This window comes from Streptomyces sp. KL116D, from assembly GCF_030766975.1.
Taxonomy (GTDB): Bacteria; Actinomycetota; Actinomycetes; order Streptomycetales; family Streptomycetaceae; genus Streptomyces; species Streptomyces longispororuber_A.
In genome coordinates, this window is the sequence record NZ_JASERH010000005.1 from 1 (window position 1) to 19,355 (window position 19,355).

General features: G+C 73.7%; 22 protein-coding genes. 14 read left to right on the plus strand and 8 right to left on the minus strand.

What is annotated here, in order from left to right; translation table 11 throughout:
- The 3 genes from RBJ77_RS01410 to RBJ77_RS01420 all read left to right on the plus strand — a co-directional run.
- Positions 1 to 424, plus strand: a 424-nt coding sequence (locus tag RBJ77_RS01410; RefSeq protein WP_372343274.1) for a PucR family transcriptional regulator, incomplete at its 5' end; no start/stop codon positions are given.
- Positions 425 to 514: 90 nt separating this feature from the next.
- On the plus strand, positions 515 to 1,129 hold the full coding sequence (locus RBJ77_RS01415; protein ID WP_372343275.1) for an ArsR/SmtB family transcription factor: 615 nt from the start codon (positions 515 to 517) through the stop codon (positions 1,127 to 1,129).
- 37 nt (positions 1,130 to 1,166) lie between these two features.
- Positions 1,167 to 2,411: an MFS transporter gene (locus RBJ77_RS01420; protein WP_372343276.1), complete on the plus strand. Its 1,245-nt coding sequence runs from the start codon at positions 1,167 to 1,169 to the stop codon at positions 2,409 to 2,411.
- A gap of 8 nt (positions 2,412 to 2,419) precedes the next feature.
- On the opposite strand, the gene RBJ77_RS01425 is transcribed toward RBJ77_RS01420, so the two are convergent.
- Together RBJ77_RS01425 and RBJ77_RS01430 are read right to left on the minus strand one after the other, a co-directional pair.
- Positions 2,420 to 2,815: a VOC family protein gene (locus tag RBJ77_RS01425; RefSeq protein WP_372343277.1), complete on the minus strand. Its 396-nt coding sequence runs from the start codon at positions 2,813 to 2,815 to the stop codon at positions 2,420 to 2,422.
- A gap of 31 nt (positions 2,816 to 2,846) precedes the next feature.
- Complete coding sequence (locus RBJ77_RS01430) at positions 2,847 to 3,482, minus strand: TIGR03085 family metal-binding protein (protein ID WP_372343278.1); 636 nt, start codon at positions 3,480 to 3,482, stop codon at positions 2,847 to 2,849.
- 83 nt (positions 3,483 to 3,565) lie between these two features.
- Between RBJ77_RS01430 and hisI the strand changes: the two genes are divergently transcribed.
- The 11 genes from hisI (at position 3,566) to lgt (ending at position 12,262) form a co-directional block, all read left to right on the plus strand.
- Positions 3,566 to 3,952 (plus strand): phosphoribosyl-AMP cyclohydrolase, encoded by a 387-nt coding sequence (hisI, locus tag RBJ77_RS01435; RefSeq protein WP_372343279.1) that lies wholly within the window; start codon positions 3,566 to 3,568, stop codon positions 3,950 to 3,952.
- 19 nt (positions 3,953 to 3,971) lie between these two features.
- Positions 3,972 to 5,462, plus strand: coding sequence for an anthranilate synthase component I (locus RBJ77_RS01440; protein WP_372343280.1), 1,491 nt, complete (start codon positions 3,972 to 3,974; stop codon positions 5,460 to 5,462).
- Positions 5,463 to 5,526: 64 nt separating this feature from the next.
- Positions 5,527 to 6,180, plus strand: a complete 654-nt coding sequence (locus RBJ77_RS01445) for a TIGR02234 family membrane protein (RefSeq protein WP_372343281.1) — start codon at positions 5,527 to 5,529, stop codon at positions 6,178 to 6,180.
- Between the two features lie 95 nt (positions 6,181 to 6,275).
- Positions 6,276 to 6,527, plus strand: coding sequence for an HGxxPAAW family protein (locus RBJ77_RS01450; protein WP_372343282.1), 252 nt, complete (start codon positions 6,276 to 6,278; stop codon positions 6,525 to 6,527).
- A 179-nt stretch (positions 6,528 to 6,706) separates the two neighbouring features.
- Positions 6,707 to 7,099 (plus strand): DUF2752 domain-containing protein, encoded by a 393-nt coding sequence (locus RBJ77_RS01455; RefSeq protein ID WP_372343319.1) that lies wholly within the window; start codon positions 6,707 to 6,709, stop codon positions 7,097 to 7,099.
- Positions 7,100 to 7,229: 130 nt separating this feature from the next.
- Positions 7,230 to 8,039: an indole-3-glycerol phosphate synthase TrpC gene (gene trpC, locus RBJ77_RS01460; RefSeq protein ID WP_255966291.1), complete on the plus strand. Its 810-nt coding sequence runs from the start codon at positions 7,230 to 7,232 to the stop codon at positions 8,037 to 8,039.
- 8 nt (positions 8,040 to 8,047) lie between these two features.
- Positions 8,048 to 8,236 carry a tryptophan biosynthesis modulator TrpM gene (gene trpM, locus RBJ77_RS01465; protein ID WP_372343283.1) on the plus strand — a complete coding sequence of 63 codons (189 nt, stop codon included), beginning with the start codon at positions 8,048 to 8,050 and terminating at the stop codon, positions 8,234 to 8,236.
- A gap of 63 nt (positions 8,237 to 8,299) precedes the next feature.
- Positions 8,300 to 9,589 (plus strand): tryptophan synthase subunit beta, encoded by a 1,290-nt coding sequence (gene trpB, locus RBJ77_RS01470; protein WP_372343284.1) that lies wholly within the window; start codon positions 8,300 to 8,302, stop codon positions 9,587 to 9,589.
- Positions 9,586 to 10,401: a tryptophan synthase subunit alpha gene (gene trpA, locus RBJ77_RS01475; protein ID WP_372343285.1), complete on the plus strand. Its 816-nt coding sequence runs from the start codon at positions 9,586 to 9,588 to the stop codon at positions 10,399 to 10,401. The genes trpB and trpA overlap by 4 nt, the downstream gene beginning before the upstream one ends.
- Before the next feature lie 72 nt (positions 10,402 to 10,473).
- Positions 10,474 to 11,250, plus strand: a complete 777-nt coding sequence (locus RBJ77_RS01480; RefSeq protein ID WP_372343286.1) for a DsbA family protein — start codon at positions 10,474 to 10,476, stop codon at positions 11,248 to 11,250.
- A 61-nt stretch (positions 11,251 to 11,311) separates the two neighbouring features.
- Positions 11,312 to 12,262: a prolipoprotein diacylglyceryl transferase gene (gene lgt / locus RBJ77_RS01485; protein WP_372343287.1), complete on the plus strand. Its 951-nt coding sequence runs from the start codon at positions 11,312 to 11,314 to the stop codon at positions 12,260 to 12,262.
- Positions 12,263 to 12,353: 91 nt separating this feature from the next.
- Here lgt and RBJ77_RS01490 read toward each other — a convergent pair whose 3' ends face one another.
- Genes RBJ77_RS01490 through RBJ77_RS01515 form a run of 6 tightly spaced genes read right to left on the minus strand, consistent with a single transcriptional unit; the run spans position 12,354 to position 19,341 of the window.
- Positions 12,354 to 13,229, minus strand: coding sequence for a CoA ester lyase (locus tag RBJ77_RS01490; protein WP_372343320.1), 876 nt, complete (start codon positions 13,227 to 13,229; stop codon positions 12,354 to 12,356).
- Positions 13,230 to 13,234: 5 nt separating this feature from the next.
- Positions 13,235 to 14,446, minus strand: a complete 1,212-nt coding sequence (locus RBJ77_RS01495; protein WP_372343288.1) for a CaiB/BaiF CoA transferase family protein — start codon at positions 14,444 to 14,446, stop codon at positions 13,235 to 13,237.
- Positions 14,443 to 15,798, minus strand: coding sequence for an ADP-ribosylglycohydrolase family protein (locus RBJ77_RS01500; RefSeq protein WP_372343289.1), 1,356 nt, complete (start codon positions 15,796 to 15,798; stop codon positions 14,443 to 14,445). The genes RBJ77_RS01495 and RBJ77_RS01500 overlap by 4 nt, the downstream gene beginning before the upstream one ends.
- Positions 15,798 to 16,946 carry an ADP-ribosylglycohydrolase family protein gene (locus RBJ77_RS01505; RefSeq protein WP_372343290.1) on the minus strand — a complete coding sequence of 383 codons (1,149 nt, stop codon included), beginning with the start codon at positions 16,944 to 16,946 and terminating at the stop codon, positions 15,798 to 15,800. Before RBJ77_RS01505 ends, RBJ77_RS01500 begins: the two co-directional genes overlap by 1 nt.
- Positions 16,943 to 18,244, minus strand: a complete 1,302-nt coding sequence (locus RBJ77_RS01510; protein WP_372343291.1) for an ADP-ribosylglycohydrolase family protein — start codon at positions 18,242 to 18,244, stop codon at positions 16,943 to 16,945. The genes RBJ77_RS01505 and RBJ77_RS01510 overlap by 4 nt, the downstream gene beginning before the upstream one ends.
- Entirely contained in the window at positions 18,241 to 19,341 is a 1,101-nt protein-coding gene (locus tag RBJ77_RS01515; protein WP_372343292.1) for an ADP-ribosylglycohydrolase family protein, read from the minus strand. Before RBJ77_RS01515 ends, RBJ77_RS01510 begins: the two co-directional genes overlap by 4 nt.
- Positions 19,342 to 19,355: the final 14 nt, after the last annotated feature.

A 19,355-nucleotide genomic window follows, 5' to 3' on the forward strand; every position in this document is an offset into this window, starting at 1 on the left:
GGCGCGGATCGGCGTCAGTCCGGCCGTCGACGGGCTCGCCGCGGTCGGCGGCGCCCGGCGCCTCGCCGAGACCGCCCTGCGCATCTGCCCGGCGGCGGGCGGCACCGTCCTCCTGGACGAGGAACTGCCCGCGGCCCTCGTCGCGGCGGCCCCCGTGCTCGGCGGTCTCCTCGCCGACCAGGTCCTCGGGCCGCTGCTCGCCCTGTCGCCCGCCGACCGGACACTGCTGCTCGACACCCTGGACGCCTGGCTGGACTGCGACGGCTCGGCGCAGCGCGCCGCGGCCCGCCTCTACTGCCACCGCAACACCGTCCTCAACCGCCTGCGCCGCTGCGAACAGCTCACCGGCCGCAGCCTCACCCGCCCCACCGATCTGGTGGAGCTCGCCCTCGCCCTGAGCGCGCACCGGCTGCGCCACGGCTGACCCGCACCGTTCGCGGGGCCGCCGAAGACCCGAAAGAAAGGTTGCGCAATTTATATTGCGCAACTTTTCTTTTCTGTCTACGGTCGAGACATGGCAGGCAAAGAAGCAGACAAAGAAGCAGGCAAAGAGAGAGACCGCCGCATCACCGACGTGGGCACGCTCAAGGCGCTCGCCCACCCCGTCCGCGCCCAGCTCTACCGCGAGCTGACCCTGCGCCGCGTCGCGACCGCGTCACAGCTCGCCGACCAGGTCGACGAGGCCGTCGCCCTGGTCAGCTACCACCTGCGCAAACTCGCCGAGCACGGCCTCATCGAAGAGGCCGAGCCGCAGGGCACCGACGGCCGCGAGCGCTGGTGGCAGCCCTCGTCCGACGGCGTGCAGATCCGCGACGCGGACTTCCGCGACGCCCCCGAGAAGGCCGCCGCGCACACCGCGGCCAGCCGCCTCTTCCTGGAGCAGCGCGTCGCCATGTACCGCCGCTTCCTGGACGAGCGGATCACCTGGACCGACGCCTGGGCCACGGCCCACGAGTCCTCCGAGTCGATGCTGCGCCTGACCGCGGGCGAACTCACCGAACTGGTGGGGGAGATGCGCGAACTGCTGCGCCGCTACGACGAGCGGGGCCGGGCCGCCGAAGCCGCCGGCGACACCGAGGGCCGGGAGAACGTCGCGGTGCACACGTACGCGTTCCCCTTCCACGACTGATTCCACGACTGATTCCACGACTGAGGAGGTGGCGACCATGGCGGAAACCGTCGTACGGGGAAGGACCGCCGGGCCCCCCGCCCCCGCCCACCGGGACGGCAACGTCCTGCGCTGGCTCGGCGCCTACGTCTCGTCGGCCGTCGGCGACAACGTCTACTACTTCGCCCTGTCCTGGGCCGCCGTGCAGAGCGGCACCCCCGCCCAGGCCGGCGTCGTCACCGCGGTCAGCGCCGTGCCGCGCGCCGTCCTCATGCTCGGCGGCGGCGTGCTCGCCGACCGGTACGGGCCGCGCCGGGTGGTCATCGGCAGCAGCGCCGTGCGCGCCCTGCTCGTCGTCGCGGCCGCCGCCCTGCTCCTCGCGACCAGCCCGGGACTGTGGGCGCTCGGCGCCGTGGCCGTCGTCTTCGGCGTCGTCGACGCCGTCTTCCTGCCCGCCGCCGGAGCACTGCCCGCCCGCATCACCACGCCAGGACAGCTCGCCCGCGTCCAGGGCCTGCGCGCCCTCGCGACCCGGCTCGCCAACGTGCTGGGCGGACCGCTCGGCGGCCTCGGCATCGCGCTCGGCGGCACCGCGGGCGCCTTCGGCTGCGCGGCCCTCCTGATCGGCATCTCCCTGCCCCTGCTGCTCGCCGTGCGGGTGGGCGAGCTGCCGCCCGACCAGCGGCAGGAGCGCGGCGCCGTCGTCGCCGAACTCCGGGACGGACTGCGGCACATCGCCCGCCACCCCGTCCTGCGCCCCCTCGTGCTCTGCATCGCCCTCGGCGACCTCGGCTTCGTCGGCCCGATGAACCTCGGCCTCACCCTCCTCGCCCGGGACCGCGGCTGGGGCTCCGCCGGAATGGGCCTGGTCCTCGCCGGATTCGGCGTCGGCGCCGGACTCGCCGCCCTGCTGCTCACCGTGCGCGGCCGGGTGCCCCGGGCGGGCCTGGTCACCGGCTGCGTGGCCGTCGCCGGGTCGGTGGCGATCGGGGCGCTCGCCCGGGTGCCGTCCATGGCGGGCGCCGCCGCGGTGGCCCTCGCGATCGGCCTGCTCGTCGGGCTCGCCGGAACGCTGAGCGGGGCCCTGCTCCAGGCGCACGCGGGCCCCGCCTACATCGGCCGGGTCACCTCCGCCGCCACCCTGGTCAGCTTCGGCGTCGCACCGCTGACCTTCCCGGTGGTCGGGTGGGCGGTGCAGCAGTGGGGGACGGGGCCGGTGTTCGCGGTGTGCGCGGCGGTCTGTGCCTCGGGCGGCGCGGTGGCCCTCGCCTCCCGCGCCCTGCGCACCGCCGAACTCCCTTGACGGGAGCGCTACTTGACCGTCTGCATCAGCTGCACGTAGTTGCCCACGGTGTCGTCGAGCACCGCCGTGATCACCGGCCCCTCCTCCTGCGGGCCCTGAGTGAACCGCACCCCCGCCGCGACCAGCCGCTCGTGCTCGACGGCCACGTCGTCCACCGAGAAGACGACCACCGGCAGCCCCGCCTCGCGCAGGGCCGCACGGTACGGCTCCGCGATCGGGCCCTGGCCCGGCTCCAGGAGGAGCTCCACGTCCTCCTGGGCCCCGGCCGCACCCACCGTCACGAACAGCGTGCCGTCGCCCAGGTCGATGTGCGTACGGGTCTCGAAGCCGAGCAGGTCCGTGTAGAACGCGTGGGCCGCGGCCACGTCGTCGACGTACACGCTGGTCATGGCGAGCTTGATCATGCGGGCCTTTCCGTGGTGCGTGCGCCGGGGCCTACAGGCCCAGCGCCCTGGTCTCACCGAGCCGCTCGATCGCGGCCTTGTCGCCTTCCATCTCCACGTCCGCCGCGTCCTGCCGGCCGAACGCGAACATCAGCAGTTCCGCCGGCTCACCGGTGACCGTGACCACCGGGGCGCCGCGATGGGCCACCGCCGTCTGCCCGTCGGGCCGGCGGAGCACCAGGCCGACGGGCGCCTTGCGGCCCATCACCCGCGCCATCCGCTCCAGCCGCGACCACAGCACGTCGGAGAAGACCGGATCGAGCTCGCGCGGCGTCCAGTCGGGCTGCGCGCGCCGCACGTCCTCCGTGTGGACGTAGAACTCGACGGTGTTGGCCGCCTCGTCCAGCTGCTTCAGGGAGAACGGCGAGAACCGCGGCGGGCCGGTACGGATCAGCTGGATCAGCTCTTCGTACGGCTTGTCGGCGAACTCGCCCTGCACCCGTTCCAGACGTCCGGCGAGCTGCTTGACGAGGGTGCCGCCCGCCGCGTCCGGGCGGCGCTCGCGCACCACCACGTGGGCCGCGAGATCGCGGGTGGTCCAGCCCTCGCACAGAGTGGGGGCCTCCGGGCCCGTCGCCTCCAGGAGATCGGCGAGGAGAAGTCGTTCACGCTTGGCATGGGTCGACATGGCCGCCAGCCTACGACCGCCCCCGCCGTCCGGACAGTGGACGGCGGCCGAAGTGACAGGACCGGCGCGGCACAATGGCACCCATGACCAGCGTGCCCCCGCCCCCCTCCGCCGACAGCAGCCTCGACCCGGCCATCGCCGCCCGCCTCAAGCGCGGCGCCGACGGCCTGATCCCCGCCGTCGCCCAGCAGTACGACACCGGCGAGGTGCTCATGCTCGGCTGGATGGACGACGAGGCGCTGCACCGCACCCTCACCACGGGCCGCTGCACCTACTGGTCGCGCAGCCGCCAGGAGTACTGGGTCAAGGGCGACACCTCCGGGCACTTCCAGTACGTCAAGTCGGTCGCCCTCGACTGCGACGCGGACACGCTGCTCGTGAAGGTCGACCAGATCGGTCCCGCCTGCCACACCGGCACCCGGACCTGCTTCGACGCCGACCGGCTGCCCGTCACCGGCCCCGCCGCCTGACCCCCTAGGCTTCCTCCTCATGGATCTCGAGACCTTCCGCAAGCTCGCGACCGACCGCCGAGTGATCCCCGTCAGCCGCAAGCTCCTCGCGGACGGTGACACACCCGTCGGTCTGTACCGCAAGCTCGCCGCAGAGCGGCCCGGCACGTTCCTCCTGGAGTCCGCGGAGAACGGCCGCGCCGGGTTCCTGTGGTCTCGCTATTCGTTCGTCGGCGTCCGCTCGGCCGGCACCCTCACCGAGCGCGACGGACGGGCCCACTGGCTGGGCACGCCGCCGGTCGGCGTCCCCGTCGACGGCGACCCGCTCGCCGCCCTGCGCGCCACCGTCGAGACGCTGCACACCCCGCGCTACGAGGGCCTGCCGCCGTTCACCGGCGGCATGGTCGGCTACCTCGGCTACGACATCGTGCGCCGCCTGGAGAAGATCGGCCCCGGCGAGCGCGACGACCTCAAGCTCCCCGAGCTGACGATGCTGCTCACCAGCGACCTCGCCGTCCTCGACCACTGGGACGGCTCGGTCCTCCTGATCGCGAACGCGATCAACCACAACGACCTCGACACCGGCGTCGACGAGGCCTACGCCGACGCCGTGGCGCGGCTGGACGCCATGGAGGCGGACCTCGGCAAGCCGGTCCAGTCCACCCCGGCCGCGCTCCCGGCCTCCGAGCTCCCGGAGTTCACCGCCCTGTGGGGCGGCAAGGACTACCAGGCCGCCGTCGACGACATCAAGGAGCGCATCCGCGCGGGCGAGGCCTTCCAGGTCGTCCCCTCCCAGCGCTTCGAAACCCCGTGCCACGCAAGCGCGTTGGACGTGTACCGGGTGCTGCGGGCCACCAACCCGTCGCCGTACATGTACCTGTTCCGCTTCGACGGGTTCGACGTCGTCGGCTCCTCGCCCGAGGCCCTCGTCAAGGTCGAGGACGGGCACGCCATGGTCCACCCCATCGCGGGCACCCGGCCGCGCGGCGCCACCCCGCAGGAGGACCAGGCCCTCGCCGACGAACTGCTCGCCGACCCCAAGGAGCGCGCCGAGCACCTCATGCTCGTCGACCTCGGGCGCAACGACCTGGGCCGGGTCTGCGAGCCGGGCTCCGTCGAGGTCGTCGACTTCATGTCCGTCGAGAAGTACTCGCACGTCATGCACATCGTCTCGACCGTCACCGGCCGGGTCGCCGAGGGCAGGACCGCGTACGACGTGCTCACCGCCTGCTTCCCCGCCGGCACCCTCTCCGGGGCGCCCAAGCCCCGCGCGATGCAGATCATCGACGAGCTGGAGCCGTCCCGGCGCGGCCTGTACGGCGGCTGCGTCGGCTACCTCGACTTCGCCGGGGACTCCGACACCGCCATCGCCATCCGCACCGCGCTGCTGCGCGACGGCACCGCGTACGTGCAGGCGGGCGCGGGCGTCGTCGCCGACTCCGACCCGGTCGCCGAGGACACCGAGTGCCGCAACAAGGCGGCCGCGGTGCTGCGCGCCGTCCACACGGCGAACCGGCTGCGGACGACGTGACGCACCGTGAAGTGACGCACGCCTCCGGCCCCCGGGGCACACACACCTGTACAGACAGGCGATAGTGGAGTACGTGACTGCCGTACCGCATCCCCGTACCGATGCCGCCGCCGACTCCGCCGGTTCCGCCAAGGGCGGCCGGCGCAGCCTCGCCGTCGCCCTGTTCTTCGGCGCCGTGGGAGCCGCGGTCGCGCTGCTCGCGTCCCGCCAGGAGTGGTGCTCGGGCGTCGCCGCCGTCGCGGGCGGCAAGCTGCCGCTGACCGCGAAGGGCAGCGACGTCACGGGCGTCCCCGCCGCCCTCGCCATAGTGGGCCTTGCCGCCCTCGTCGCCGTGTTCGCGGTGCGCAGGGCCGGCCGGATCCTGGTCGCCGCGCTGCTCGCGCTCAGCGGCGCGGGCGCCGTCGCCGCCGCCGTGCTCGGCGCGGGCGACAGCGCCGCCCTCGACGAGAAGGCGGCCGAGGCCTCCGGCGACGCGTCCACCACCATCGACGCGCTCACCCACACCGCCTGGCCGTACGTCGCGGCCGCCGGCGGCGCGCTGATCCTGATCGCCGGGATCCTCGCCGTCGTCTACGGCGCCGCCTGGCCCTCCATGGGCGGCCGCTACGAGCGCTCCGGCGCCCCGCGCGCCCGCCGGGCCAAGCCTGTCGACCCGGACCGCCCGGAGGACCTGTGGAAGGCCCTCGACCGCGGCGAGGACCCGACGGGCACCGCCTGACCCCGGGGTCATCGCCCACGGGCGAGTACGGGACAATGGAAACGAACGCCGTACGCCCTGCGTACGCATAGGCCATAAGCAACGAGGAGCAAGCCATGGCGGACAGCAGCCACGGACACACCCCGGCCGCCTGGACCGGTGTCATCATCGCCTTCATCGGGTTCATCGTCGCGGGCACCTTCATGGTGATGGTGAAGCCGGCCGGCTTCTGGGTCGGCATGGCTCTGCTCGCCATCGCCCCGATCGTCGGCGGCGCCATGAGCGCGGCCGGCCTCGGCAAGCCGAAGCGTGCCGAGCTGAAGCTGCCGGCCAAGGCGACCGCCCAGACGGTCGGCTCGGAGGCCTGACCGTCCCGGCATCGACCGTGTGAGGTGAAAGGGGCGGGGCGGCGACGGGATCGCCGCCCCGCCCCTTTCGCGCGTCCGGAAGGGCGGAGCGGGCGGCACCGGGGGAGAATCCACGGGTGACTGTCGACACGACCGACACCGCCCCCACCGCGCCCGCCGCACCCACGGCCAGGGCCGGCCTGCTGCGCCGGACCGCCGTCCCGCTCGGCGTCCTCGGCGGCGTCGCGGTCGCCTTCGCCTACGTCGGCGCCGTCGACCCGAACGAACCGGGCCACTACCCGGCCTGCCCCCTGCTGCGCGCGACCGGCCTGTACTGCCCCGGCTGCGGCGGACTGCGCAGCGCCCACGCGATCGTGCACGGCGACCTCACGGCGGCGCTCGGCGCCAACGCCCTCGCGGTCGCCGGCTACGCGCTCTTCGCGGTGCTCTGGACGGTGTGGGCGGTCCGCGCGGCGCGCGGCAGACCGCTCGGCGCCGGCCTGGGACGCGCCCATCTGTGGGTGCTCGGCACGGTCGTCCTGACCTTCACCGTCGTCCGGAACCTGCCCTTCGGTGGCTTCCTGCACCCTTGACGGACGGACCCGGCGGCTGTCCACGGAATGGGATCACCGTCAACCGGATGCGGAGCCTTCGCCCACCTCCGGATACCATCACAGTGACCAGTCGGTTGCCCAGTGAACTGTCAGAAGGGAGTCCGCTCGCGTGAGTGTGCTCGACGAGATCATCGACGGAGTCCGTGCCGACCTCGCGGAACGGCAGGCGCGCGTCAGCCTCGACGAGCTCAAGGAGCGCGCGGCCAAGGCTCCCGCGGCCAAGGACGGGGTCGCGGCCCTGCGCGGCGACGGCGTCAAGGTCATCTGCGAGGTCAAGCGGTCCAGCCCCTCCAAGGGCGCCCTCGCCATGATCGCCGACCCGGCCGCCCTCGCCGCGGACTACGAGGCGGGCGGCGCGGCCGTCATCTCGGTCCTGACCGAGCAGCGCCGGTTCGGCGGCTCCCTCGCCGACCTCGAAGCGGTCCGCGCCAAGGTCGACATCCCGGTCCTGCGCAAGGACTTCATCGTCACCTCGTACCAGCTGTGGGAGGCCCGCGCGTACGGCGCCGACCTCGCCCTGCTGATCGTGGCCGCCCTGGACCAGCCCGCCCTGGAGTCCCTCATCGAGCGCGCCGAGTCCATCGGCCTCACGCCGCTCGTCGAGGCGCACGACGAGGACGAGGTGGAGCGCGCGGTCGACGCCGGGGCCAAGGTCATCGGCGTCAACACCCGCAACCTCAAGGATCTCACCGTCGACCGCGGCACCTTCGAGCGCGTCGCCCCGGACATCCCGGACCACATCGTCAAGGTCGCCGAGTCCGGCGTGCGCGGCCCGCACGACCTGATCGCGTACGCCAACGCGGGCGCGGACGCCGTCCTCGTCGGCGAGTCCCTCGTCACCGGCCGCGACCCGAAGTCGGCCGTCTCCGACCTGGTCGCCGCGGGCGCCCACCCGGCCCTGCGCCACGGGCGGAGCTGACCCGACCCATGCCGATCTCCGCCCGCCTCGCCCCCGGCTGCCGCCCCCGCGGCTGCCGGGCTCCGGCGCGGCGCGTGCGGGGCCGCAGGGTGCGGTACCACATCGGCGCGGAGCCCGGCCAGATCAACGGCATGCGATGGCAAGCGCCCCTTCAGGGGGCGCGGAGCACGGCGCGAGCGACGACACCCAGCTGGTAGCCGAGTCACCACAGGCGCCCCACGGCGATGAGTCAGCATCCGATCCCACCGTGAGGTTCACGCATGCCCAGCGACTACTTCATCCCTGACCCGGACGGTCAGATCCCGAGCGCCGACGGCTACTTCGGCGCGTTCGGCGGCAAGTTCATCCCGGAGGCCCTCGTCGCCGCCGTGGACGAGGTCGCCGTCGAGTACGACAAGGCCAAGAACGACCCCGAGTTCGCCCGCGAGCTCGACGACCTCCTGGTCCACTACACCGGCCGCCCGAGCAGCCTCACCGAGGTGCCCCGGTTCGCCGAGCACGCCGGCGGCGCCCGGATCTTCCTCAAGCGCGAGGACCTGAACCACACCGGCTCGCACAAGATCAACAACGTGCTCGGCCAGGCCCTGCTCACCAAGCGCATGGGCAAGACCCGCGTCATCGCCGAGACCGGCGCGGGCCAGCACGGCGTCGCCACGGCCACGGCCTGCGCGCTGTTCGGCCTCGACTGCACCATCTACATGGGCGAGATCGACACCCAGCGCCAGGCCCTGAACGTGGCCCGGATGCGGATGCTGGGCGCCGAGGTCATCGCCGTGAAGTCCGGCAGCCGCACCCTCAAGGACGCCATCAACGAGGCGTTCCGCGACTGGGTCGCCAACGTGGACAGGACCCACTACCTGTTCGGCACGGTGGCCGGGCCGCACCCCTTCCCGGCCATGGTCCGCGACTTCCACCGGGTCATCGGTGTCGAGGCCCGCCGGCAGATCCTGGAGCGCGCCGGACGGCTGCCCGACGCGGCGATCGCCTGCGTCGGCGGCGGCTCGAACGCCATCGGCCTGTTCCACGCGTTCATCCCGGACGCCGACGTCCGCCTCGTCGGCTGCGAGCCGGCCGGCCACGGCATCGAGACCGGCGAGCACGCCGCGACGCTGAGCGCGGGCAACCCGGGCATCCTGCACGGCTCCCGCTCCTACGTCCTCCAGGACGAGGAGGGCCAGATCACCGAGCCTTACTCGATCTCGGCCGGTCTGGACTACCCCGGCATCGGCCCCGAGCACGCCTACCTCAAGGACAGCGGCCGCGGCGAGTACCGGGCGGTCACCGACGACGCGGCGATGCAGGCCCTGCGCCTGCTCTCCCGCACGGAGGGCATCATCCCGGCGATCGAGTCCGCGCACGCCCTCGCGGGTGCGCTGGAGGTCGGCAAGGAGCTGGGCAAGGACGGGCTGATCGTCGTCAACCTCTCCGGGCGCGGCGACAAGGACATGGACACGGCCGCGCGCTACTTCGGCCTGTACGACGAGGGCACCGACGCCGAGGTGGCGGCCGACTCCGCCGACCTCGCCGAGATCGAGGGGGACGCCAAGTGAGCGGCAACATCCAGCTGTTGAACGACACCCTGGCGAACGCCAGGGCCGAGGGCCGCGCCGCCCTCATCGCCTACCTGCCCGCGGGCTTCCCGTCCGTGGACGGCGGCATCGAGGCCGTCAAGGCCGCCTTCGACGGCGGCGCCGACGTCGTCGAGGTGGGCCTGCCGCACTCCGACCCCGTCCTCGACGGCCCGGTCATCCAGACCGCCGACGACATCGCGCTGCGCGGCGGCCTGAAGATCAAGGACGTCATGCGCACGGTGCGCGAGGCGCACGAGGCCACCGGCAAGCCGGTCCTCGTCATGACGTACTGGAACCCGATCTACATCTACGGCGTCGAGCGGTTCACGACCGAGCTCGCCGAGGCGGGCGGCGCGGGCTGCATCCTGCCCGACCTGCCGGTGCAGGAGTCCGCCGAATGGCGCCGGCACGCCGAGAAGAACGGCCTGGGGACGGTCTTCGTCGTCGCCCCCAGCAGCCGGGACGAGCGCCTGGTCACCATCACGGCGGCCGGTTCCGGCTTCGTCTACGCCGCGTCCCTGATGGGCGTCACCGGCACCCGCGAGTCCGTCGGCAACCAGGCGCAGGACCTCGTCCGCCGCACCAAGGCCACCACGGACCTGCCGGTCTGCGTCGGCCTCGGCGTCTCGAACGCCGTGCAGGCCAAGGAGGTCGCCGGCTTCGCGGACGGCGTCATCGTCGGCTCCGCGTTCGTGAAGCGGATCCTGGACGCCGAGGACGAGAAGGCGGGCCTCGCCGCCGTCCGCGAGCTCGCCGCCGAACTGGCCCAAGGGGTCAGGGGTAACGCTTAGTCACGTAACCCATATGGGTGGTATGTGGACCGGGGAGGCACGCTCGTGCCTCCCCGGTTCGTTGGCGCGGGTGTGAGTGAGAAGAACCGTGAGGGAAAGCGCGCGGCCCGCGAGCGGCTTGCCGTGGAGCGCGAGAAGCAGAAGGCCGCGGAGAAGCGGCGCCGGACACTGATCGTGGGCGCGGCCGTCGTCTGCGTGCTCGGCCTGGCCGCCGTGATCGGCGTCGTCGCGGCCAATTCCGGCGACGACAGTTCCAGCGACACGTCGGGCGAGGTCGTCCCCCCGAAGGGAGCGACCGGCAAGGACGACCTGGCGATCCCCGTCGGCAAGGACAGCGCCAAGTCGACGCTCACGGTGTGGGAGGACTTCCGCTGCCCCGCGTGCAAGTCCTTCGAGGACACGTACCGGCCGACGATCAACGAGCTGACCGACTCCGGAGCGCTGCGGGTCGAGTACCACACGGTCACCCTGATCGACGGGAACATGGGCGGCAGCGGCTCCCTGCACGCGGGGAACGCGGCGGCGTGCGCGCAGACCGCCGGCAAGTTCCGCGACTACCACGACGTGCTGTTCGAGAACCAGCCGGAGGAGACGGACGACGCCTTCGCCAAGAACAGCAAGCTGATCGAGCTCGCCGGGAAGGTCGACGGCCTCGTCACCGACACCTTCACGTCATGCGTCGACGACGGCACGCACAACAGCTGGATCGCCAAGTCCTACAAGGCGTTCCAGGACGCCGGCCACTCGGGCACGCCGACCGTCCTGCTCAACGGGAAGAACATCCTGGGCGACAACACCCTGACCCCGGACAAGCTGAAGAAGATGGTCGAGGACGCGAACAAGTCGTAATGGAGCCGTTGCCGGGCTGCCCGTCGTCCCCGTGGCCCGGCACGGTAGCGTCGACCCTGCCATGGAACTTGCCTACATTCCCAGCCCGTCGCGCGGGGTCATCCATCTCGGACCGATCCCGCTGCGCGGCTACGCGTTCTGCATCATCATCGGCGTCTTCGTGGCCGTCTGGCTCGGCAACAAGCGCTGGATCGCCCGCGGCGGGCGAGCGGGCACGGTCGCCGACATCGCGGTCTGGGCGGTGCCGTTCGGCCTGGTCGGCGGTCGGCTCTACCACGTGATCACGGACTACGAGCTGTACTTCAGCGCGGGCCGTGACTGGGTGGACGCCTTCAAGATCTGGGAGGGCGGCCTCGGCATCTGGGGCGCCATCGCGCTCGGCGCGGTCGGCGCCTGGATCGGCTGCCGCCGGCGCGGCATCCCGCTGCCGGCGTGGGCCGACGCCCTGGCACCCGGCATCGCCCTCGCGCAGGCCGTGGGCCGCTGGGGCAACTGGTTCAACCAGGAGCTGTACGGCCGCGAGACCGACGTGCCGTGGGCCCTGAAGATCACCTCGGACACGGACGGGCGGGTGCCGGGCCTCTACCACCCGACCTTCCTGTACGAGTCGCTGTGGTGCATCGGCGTCGCGCTGCTCGTCATCTGGGCGGACCGCAGGTTCAAGCTCGGGCACGGGCGGGCCTTCGCGCTGTACGTCGCGTCGTACTGCGCGGGCCGGTTCTGGATCGAGTACATGCGCGTCGACGACGCGCACCACATCCTCGGCCTGCGGCTGAACAACTGGACGGCGCTGCTGGTCTTCGTGCTCGCCGTGGTCTACCTGGTGGTGTCGGCGAAGGTGCGGCCGGGCCGCGAGGAGATCGTGGAGCCGGTCCCCGCCGGGGAGGCGCAGGAGGAATCCGCCGCGGCGGATGGTTCCGGCGACGGTGAGGATGACGGTGCCGTGAAGTTGGACAAGTCCGAGGACGCGGATACCGGGGCCAAGGACGAGGCCGGGGCCAAGAAGACCTGAGGGTTTGTGGTCGTACGGGGACGAGGGCGCTGAACCAGTTGGTTCGGCGCCCTCGCTTCGTGCAGAGGGCAGGACGTGCCGCCCGGGGCCGTCAGCCGACTGCGAGTCCGTTGTGGCTGGTCGCGCAGTTCCCCGCGCCCCCTGCAAGCCCACCCGGCCTGGAGGCCAGCGCCAGCGTCCGCTCTGCGGCCGCGACCACGGCCGCGTCCACGAAGCGGCCGTCCGGGAGTGCCAGCGCACCCGCGTCGGTGGCCGCCGCTGCGACGATCTCCTCGGCCGCCGTGATCTCGGCCGCCGTCGGGCGGAACGCCTCCTCGATCACCGGGAGCTGGCGCGGGTGGATCGCCGTGCGGCCCAGGAAGCCGAGGGCGCGGCCCTCGGCGCAGGAGCGGGCCAGGCCCGCCGTGTCCCGGACGTCCGGGTAGACGGACTGCGGCGGCGGAGGCAGCCGGGCCGCACGGGCGGCGACCACCGCGCGGCCGCGCACCCAGGCGAGGCCCGCCGCGTCCGCGATGCCGAGGTCGGCCCGGAGGTCCGCCTCGCCGAGCGCGATGCCGTGCACGGACGGGTGGGAGGCGATCGCGTAGGCCTGCTCGATGCCGAGGGCCGACTCCAGCAGGGCGTACAGAGGCGGCACTTCGACGGCCCAGTCGGCGACCCCGGCCAGGTCGGACGGGTCGTGGACCTTGGGCAGGCGCAGTGCGTCGAGGCCGGGGAGCGGGGCGAGGCGGCGTACCTCGTGCTCGGCGAGGGGGCCGTCGAGCGCGTTCACCCGGACGTGCACCGGCACGCCGTGCCGGTCGGCGAGCAGGTCGGCCGTCGCGTCGAGCGCGTACGCCTTGCGGTCGGGGGCGACCGCGTCCTCCAGGTCGACCAGCACCACGTCGGCGCCCGAGCCGAGGGCCTTGGCGACCACGTCGGGGCGGTCCCCCGGCACGTACAGCCAGGTGACCCGCACAGCATCCATGGTGCTCATACCGCACCAGCCTCCCTCAGCGCGGCGATGTCCGCCTCCGACAGACCCAGGCCGTGGAGGATCTCGTCGGTGTCCGCGCCGTGCGGGCGGCCCGTCCAGGCGATGGCGCCCGGGGTCTCGGAGAGGCGGAAGAGCACGTTCTGCATCTTCACCGTGCCGAAGTCGGGGTCGGGGACCTCGGTGACCGAGTCCAGGGCCCGGTACTGCTCGTCGCGCAGCACGTCCCGGATGTCGTAGATCGGGGCGATGGCCGCCTCCGCCTTCTCGAAGGCCGTCACCACCTCGTCCCGGGTGTGGGCCGCGATCCAGCTGCCGACCGCCTCGTCCAGCTCGTCCGCGTGACCGGCCCGGCCCGAGCCCGTCGCGAACCACTCCTCGTCGATGAACTCGGGGCGGCCCACCAGGCGCATCACCCGCTCCGCGATCGACTGGGCCGAGGTGGAGACGGCGACCCACTTGCCGTCGCCGGTGCGGTACGTGTTGCGGGGCGCGTTGTTCGTGGAGCGGTTGCCGGTGCGCGGCTGGACGTAGCCGAGCTGGTCGTACCAGGTGGCCTGCGGGCCGAGGATCGCCAGCATCGGCTCGATGATCGCCATGTCGACGACCTGGCCGCGGCCCGTCGCGTCCCGGCCGCGCAGGGCCGCCATCACCGCGTACGAGGTGGCCAGGGCCGCGATGGAGTCGGCCAGTCCGAACGGCGGCAGCGTCGGCGGTCCGTCGGGCTGCCCGGTGATCGCGGCGAACCCGCTCATCGCCTCGGCGAGCGTGCCGAACCCGGGGCGGTGCGCGTACGGGCCGAACTGGCCGAAGCCGGTGATCCGGGCCAGCACGAGGCGGGGGTTGGCGGCGCTCAGCTCGTCCCAGCCGAGGCCCCACTTCTCCAGGGTGCCGGGGCGGAAGTTCTCGATGACGACGTCCGCGTCCGCCACGAGCCGGAGCAGGACGTCACGGCCGCCGGGGGAGGAGAGGTCGAGCGTGAGGTTCTTCTTGTTGCGGCCGAGCGTCTTCCACCACAGGCCGACGCCGTCCTTCGACGGGCCGTGGCCGCGGGACGGGTCGGGCCTGCGCGGGTGCTCGACCTTGACGACCTCGGCGCCGAAGTCACCGAGCATCGTGGCGCACAGCGGGCCCGCGAAGAGGGTGGCCAGGTCGAGGACGCGCAGTCCGGTCAACGGGCCCTGCGGTGGGATTGATCGAGGGGTCGTCATGTGCGGGCCTCCAGGGTGAGCCGGGCCAGTTCGTCGAAGCCGATGCCGTCGAAGCCGGCCACCGTCGTGGCGAGCCGGTTCTTCAGCGGAGCCGTCCACCGCTCGCCCAGCGCGTCCGGGTGCCCGGCGAGCAGGCCGGCGATCGAGCCCGCCGTCGCCCCGTTGGAGTCGGTGTCCCAGCCGCCGCTCACCGCACGGCAGACGGAGCCCGAGAAGTCGCCGTCGGCGTGCGTGAGGGCGGCGGCCAGCAGCGCGGCGTTCGGCAGTACGTGCACCCAGTGGTGGTCGGCGTACTCGGCGTGCAGGGCGTCGACGACGGTGTCGAAGTCCTCGTGCGCACGGGCCAGTTCGACGCCGGTCCGGACGGCCCGCGCGTAGCGCGAGCGGGGCGGTACGACGGTCAGGCCCGCCTCGATCGCACCGTGCACGTCCACCGTGCCGGAGGCGGCGGCCGCGACGGCGGCGGCCGTGAACATCGCCCCGTACACGCCGTTGGCGGTGTGGGTCAGCACGGCGTCGCGGTGGGCCTGCTCCGCGGCGCGCGCCGGGTCGCCCGGGTTGGTCCAGCCGAAGACGTCGGCGCGGATCTGCGCGCCGATCCACTCCCGGAACGGGTTGCGGTGCACGGCCGCCGCGGGCGGCTCCAGGCCGTCGAGCAGATTGCGGTACGCGACCCGCTCGGCGGTGAAGGTGCGGCCTGCGGGCAGCTCGTCGAGCCAGAGCCGCGCCACGTCCTGCGTGGTGAAGCCGGGGCCGTACCGCTGGAGCAGCAGCAGGGCGAGCAGCGGGTAGTTGAGGTCGTCGTCCTCCGGCATCCCGTCGATGTTCTCGGCGAGCGAGGTGGGCGCGCTGCGCCTGTTCCACGGGTACGCGGCGGCGAGTTCCGGGTCGAGGCCGATCTCCGTGAACCAGCCGGCGAGCGGCCAGTTGCCGGTCGACCGGGCGAGGGCGCGGATGCCGGCGAGGGGCAGCTTCTCGACCGGCTTGCCGAGGAGACAGCCGGCGGCCCGGCCCAGCCACGCCGCGTGCAGGGCGTCGTACGAGGCGGGGCGCGGCCTGCCGGCGTGGTGCGGCCAGGTCGCCCTGATCGCGGCCGGATCGGTGGGCTCGTCGGCGGCGAGCGGCGACGGCAGCGCCGCCAGCTCGTCGAGCAACTCCCCGGCCAGCGCCCGCAGTTCGGGCGTCGCCGGTGTCGCCGACGCCCCGGCCCGGTCCGGCGCCAGATGGCCGCCCGCGGCCACCCAGCGCCGCTCGACCGCACCGACCGCCGCCGCGTCGCGGCCGTCCTGGGCCGCCTGCCGCAGCTCGTGGCCGATCAGGTCCTCGGCCTGGACCCAGGTCAGACGCAGCATCACAGCCCCGCGACCGACGCGAACGCGGCCTCGTGGGCGCGGCGGCGCTCCAGGTCGCGGCCGTACACCTCGCGCGTGACCCGCGCGAGCGACGTCGCGGGGCCGTGCAGATCCAGCTTGCTGGCCCGCGCGATCTCGGCGCTCCACTCCTTGGGCACCGCGCCCTCCCCGTACAGCGCCCCCACGATCGCGCCGCTCATCGTGGCGATCGAGTCGCAGTCGCGGCCGTAGTTGACCGAGCCGAGCACCGTGTGCCGGAAGTCGCCGCGGCCCACGAGCAGCATGCCGAGCGCGACCGGGAGCTCCTCGATGGAGTGCAGCCGCGAGGGGCGGCGGGCGCCCAGCGACGGCTTGCGGTACTCCGGGCCGACCGTGTCGAAGGGGGCCACCGCCTCGCGCAGCGGCTTGAGTGCGTCCTCGAAGTCGTCGTACCGGGCGGCCACTTCGCAGACCGCCTCGATCGCCGCCTTCGTGCCGTCCTTGGCCAGCTCCAGCACGTCGTCGACGACCGACTCGGGCGTGGCACCCGGCTTGTACGCCGCCGCGACCGCCGCCGCGAACACTCCGGCGGCCTCGCGGCCGTACGAGCTCTGGTGCGCGCCGGCCACGTCCAGGGCCTCTTCGTACGCCTTGAGCGGGTTGCCCGCGTTGACCGCGCCGACCGGCGCCATGTACATCGCCGCACCGCAGTTGACGATGTTGCCGACGCCCGCCTCGCGCGGGTCGACGTGCCCGTAGTGGATGCGGGCGACGATCCACTTCTCGGCGAGGAAGATCCGCTGGAGGGGGAGGGCCTCCGCCTCCAGCTCCGGGATCCAGCGCGGTGTCGTGATCAGGTCGGGGACCAGGTGGTCGGCGACGGAGTACGCGTCGAGGTGGTCGCGGACCTTCTCGTAGACGCGGACCAGCGCGTGCGTCATGAGGGTGTCGTCGGTGACGTGCCCGTCGCCCTTGTGGTACGGCGCGATCGGGCGGGCGGTCTTCCAGTCGTCCTTGTAGAACGGCTCCACGATGCCGCGGACCCGGCCGCCGTGCCGCTCCGCGATGGCCTCAGGCGTCCAGCCCTCGACCGGTCCGCCCAGCGCGTCGCCCACGGCCGCGCCGACCAGGGCGCCGGTGGTGCGGTCTTCCAGTGAAACGGTGCTCATGCCGAAGTTCCTTCCGTGGCGGGGGAGTTCGAGGTGGTGCGGGCGAGCCGGTCGGCCAGCTCGGTGAGGTCGGTGCCGGCCAGCCGCGGCAGGGCGCAGCCCGCGAGGGTCCGGCAGGCGTCCCGCCAGGTCTGCGGCAGGGCCTCCGCGCCGCCGAGCGCGCCGGTCAGCGCGCCGGCCAGGGCGGGGGCGCTGTCCGCGACGCGGGAGAGGCAGGCCGCGGTGGGCACCGCCTCGGTGACGGCGCCCGCGGCGGCCGTCGCCACGGCGAGCGCCACGGGCACGGTCTCGGCCGCCGCGATGCCGTAGCTGTAGACGTGGTCGACGATCTCGTGCTCCAGGACGGGCACGAGGGCGAACGCGTTGCCCGGCAGGCCCGGGCGGGCCGCGGCCGTGGTGCGGCCGAGCTCCACCGCGCGGTGCGCGTTGCGGTGGATCTCCGTGCCGGGCGGGAGCTGGGCGAGCGCCGCGTCCACGCAGGCGTCGACGGGGGACCCGCCGAGCGCCGCGGCGATCGCCGCCGCCATCGCCCGCGCGCCGTGCACGCCGTCGCCGTCCTGGGTGTAGCGGGCGTCGAACTCGGCCAGTTCCGCGGCGAGTTCGGGCTCGCCGGGGTGGACGATCGCAAGCACGGCGGCCCGTACGCAGGCGGCGTCGTCGAAGTAGTGCGGGTTGTCGTGGCCGGTCGCGGGCGGGCGCAGGCCCGCCGCGAGGTTGCCGAGGCCCGCGCGTACGGAGATCCGGGCGCGCAGCGGGATCCGGGCGGACTCGATCTCGTCGGCGCGGGCCGCCGCCGCGGCGATCTCGTCGGCCAGGGTGTTCCAGGCGAGGGCGAGGGCCGAGCGGACGCGCTGGTCAGGGGGGAGGTCGCCGAGGCCGTCGGCGTAGGCGTCGAGCACGGCGTGCGCGGTGAACGCGGCCCACTCGGCGTCGTCGGACGGGCCGAGGCGCAGCGGCTCCGGCGGCTGGTTCAGGGCGATCGGGACGGGGAGGGTGGTCGTCGCGTTCTGTTCGGCGAACGTGTCCAGTTCGCGGGTGAGGCGGCGGGTCCAGTCAGGGAGGCGGGCCGCGCGGTGTCGTCCCGACGGCCACCCGGCCGCGTCTCCCGCGGCGATTCCCAGGAGGAGGCCCTCGATGCGGGTGGGGGGTGCCGTTGCCGGGGCTGGTGCTGTTGCGGCGGATGGTGCTGCGGTCGCGGGGCTCTGCCCCGGGCCCCGCTCCTCAATCGCCGGAGGGGCTTGGTGTGCGCGGGTGTCTGCCGTGCGCGGGTTCGCCCCCGGGGGTTGTCCGTTTCTCATGCGACCGCTCCCGTTCGGTCCGGTGGGGGTGGGGTCAGGCAGTCCGCCACGTCCAGGACGTGGCGGCCCGCCATGGAGGGGAGGCAGCTGCCCCGGACCGGGCCGATCGCCGAGGCCCAGGCCCCGGGGATCGCCGTCTCGCCGCACAGGGCTCCCGCCAGGGCGCCCGCGACCGCCGCCGTGGTGTCCGCGTCGCGGCCCATGTTGACCGCGGTGAGGACCGATTCGCGGAAGTCGCCGCGGGCCACCGCGAACGCGCCGAACGCCAGGCCGACCGCCTCGGGCGCCAGGTCCGTCCACGGGTAGCCGCCGATCACGACCGCCTTGCGGACCGCGCGCTCCATGGAGAGCTGGGTGCCGTCGGGGTCGCGGCGGGCCAGCCGGGCCGCCGACACCGCGCGGTGCAGGGAGCGCGCCGTCCAGGAGTCGTCGGGCACCACGGACAGCGCGGCCTGCACGACCGCGTCCGGGTTGTGGCTGACCATCGCGGCCGCCACTCCCGCGGCCACCGCCCGGCCGCCGTGGATGCCCTCGCCGTCGTGCGACACGGTGCCGTCGATCGCGACGAGCCGGGCCGCCTCGGCGGGCCGCCCGGCCGCGTGGACCCCGAAGGGCGCCGCGCGCATGGCGAGTCCGTCGCTCCAGGCGTGGCGGTGCTGGGCGGAGATGGGGGCGGCGAGGCCGCGGCGGAGGTTCTCCAGGGTGCCGCGCTCGCTGAAGCCCGCACCCTTGAACGGGCCCTCGTCGCGGTCGGCGATCCAGGTGTGCCAGGCCGACTCGACGTGCTCGACCGTCAGGGCGGCGCCGTGCTCCGCGAGCAGCAGGCCGGAGAAGATCGCGTACTCGGTGTCGTCCGTGCCGGCCGGGTCGGCGGAGACGAACCCCTCGATGCGGCCCCACCGTTCGCGGATCTGGGACGGCTTCATGTTCTCGGCGGGCGCGCCGAGCGCGTCGCCGACGGCGAGTCCGAGGAGCGCGCCGCGGGCGCGGTCCCGCAGGGAGATCATGCCCGGCGGCTGGGGGCACGGGACCGTGCGGAGTCTGCGGGGGCCCGCGGTGCCGTCCGCGGGAGGATCCGGGTCGACGCTGACGCTCATGGTGTGCTCGTGCT